General features: G+C 58.7%; 1 protein-coding gene and 2 pseudogenes. 2 read left to right on the plus strand and 1 reads right to left on the minus strand.

Annotated elements, in window-relative coordinates:
• Positions 1 to 144: 144 nt before the first annotated feature.
• Positions 145 to 369, minus strand: a pseudogene (locus H288_RS0131850) (transposase); the annotation flags it as partial.
• Between the two features lie 266 nt (positions 370 to 635).
• Here H288_RS0131850 and H288_RS35490 point away from each other — a divergent pair.
• The gene (locus H288_RS35490; RefSeq protein ID WP_158684288.1) at positions 636 to 1,160 is read left to right on the plus strand and encodes a hypothetical protein; all 525 of its coding nucleotides are present in this window, start codon (positions 636 to 638) and stop codon (positions 1,158 to 1,160) included.
• A gap of 326 nt (positions 1,161 to 1,486) precedes the next feature.
• Positions 1,487 to 1,807 (plus strand): annotated as a pseudogene (locus tag H288_RS0131855) (IS630 transposase-related protein); the annotation flags it as partial.
• Between the last annotated feature and the right edge of the window lie 94 nt (positions 1,808 to 1,901).

Here is a 1,901-nt window from a genome sequence, read left to right on the forward strand (position 1 = left end):
CATCATCATGGCGTGATCCGCGCCGTCGGTCGTGCGCTCATCGATCAGGAGGTCGAGGCAGCGCAGGCTGCGAAGGAAGCCACGCGTCCGCCGACGGTGATCGAGGTTCGGAAGCGGACGACGCACGCGCTAGCGCGGCTTGAGAATGCGCAATTCGACCATGCCGGCCCGGGTCTTCCGGTCTCGGTCACAGTAGCCACTGCGCTTGACCAACCGCTCTACGCCCTTCTCACTGCGAGTCACCCCAGTCAGGCCGCCCACATCCAGCCCCATCAGGTGTTCGGCCGCAACGCCGATTATCTCGCGCGGGAGATCTGTGTCGGCGCTCTTCTCCATGAGCTCGCACAGGGCCATCGTCTCCTCGGTCAACGGAGGTCTCTCGGGTTCGGAGTTGGCGCTCGCAACCCGACCCTGCCCGGCAACCGCCGATGACTGCCCCGCGAGGAACCTCGGCCGCCACAGCCCTGTGGAAGGCGAGCGCGCGGGCTTCCTCGCTACCGTCAAATTTCACCACCATTATGGACATGACCATCAGCGCCGAGGGCCGGCAGCCACAGTCGCGTGTGGGGACTGGATGGTCGACCACGCCTTCGGCTACACACGTTGCGAAAGATCTACCGCTTGGGATGCACCGAATGAGACTTGTTCAGATAACATCGCCTGAAGGGGCAGTTTCATTATTGAATGTCGATCAAATTAAGATCATCATCCCATTCGGAGATGGCAATGGCTGTACAATACAAATGACTGGGGATCCAGATTGGAAGAAATATAAATGCGGCTTGAATTACCATTATTTTATTGAACATCTTAAAAATTTCAGCGTTAATATTTGCTATCCAACGGATGATTTGCCGGCCAAAGTGGAGGCAGGTGATCTCAATGTTGAAGTGGAAACGCGGCATGAAACCGACCATCATCTATCGATGATTGAAGATTTGTCCAATCAGGTCGAAGCGGAGCGGTCGCGGGCTCTGGGATTTCGGATTGTTCTTTGTTCTGTCTTGACCAGTATTGGGCGCAGATCGCTCGATGCGAAAAGATTTTCATCGATAATAGCAAAGGCGATTGAGGACGTTCCCAGCAGTGGGCCGTCATCGTCTCGAAGTGAGGTACTTCAATTGGGCGAGCAAATGGTACTTCGTAGCGCAGGTAGGTGATACTGATCCTCTCCTGATTTCGCGGAAACGGGGAGTTTCAGCTCGTAATCCGTTCGGCCTGCTCGAGCGTGAGATAGCCGAGTGTCGCCGCCCGCGCCCTAAAGCTCGCTTGACTATGCTGTATCGCTTGACGGACTGCCGCTGCCGTCGTGGCGCTCCCGTGCCGAACCTGGCCCATACGGCGTTCCTCCACTCGCGTGAGGAAATTGCACCATCAACCGCCCGGGTCAAACATCTAGAGCGGTCACCGATCGAATTGAATCGTTTAGGGTTTCGGCCGCGGCGGTGATGTGATTCGATGCGCGGCTTTCCGAGGAGGAGAGCTGATGGCGTCTGCCCTGTCCGTTGATCTGCGCGAGCGTGTCGTGGCCGCGATCGAGGCGGGGGCTTCGCGCCGGGAGGCAACGCGGCGCTTCGAGGTCAGCACGGCCAGCGCCGTGCGCTGGCACGGGACCTTCGTTCAGGAGGGTCGGACACAGGCCAAGCCGATGGGCGGCGATCAACGCTCGCACACCATCGAGGCACAGGCCGACCTGATCCGGCAGACCTACGAAGCGCAGCCCGAGCTGTTCCTGCATGAGTTGTGCGACCGTCTGGCCGAACTGGGTCTGCGGGTTGGGGTCAGCAGCCTGTACCGCTTCTTCAAGGTATGCGATGTTTAGAGCCCACCTTTCGCTGGCCGGCGTAGAGGATGATGCTGACGGCCCCTGGATGGGATCGTTTTGTGTCTATGGCCGAGCA

It is taken from the genome of Methylobacterium sp. 285MFTsu5.1 (genome assembly GCF_000383455.1).
Taxonomy (GTDB): Bacteria; Pseudomonadota; Alphaproteobacteria; order Rhizobiales; family Beijerinckiaceae; genus Methylobacterium.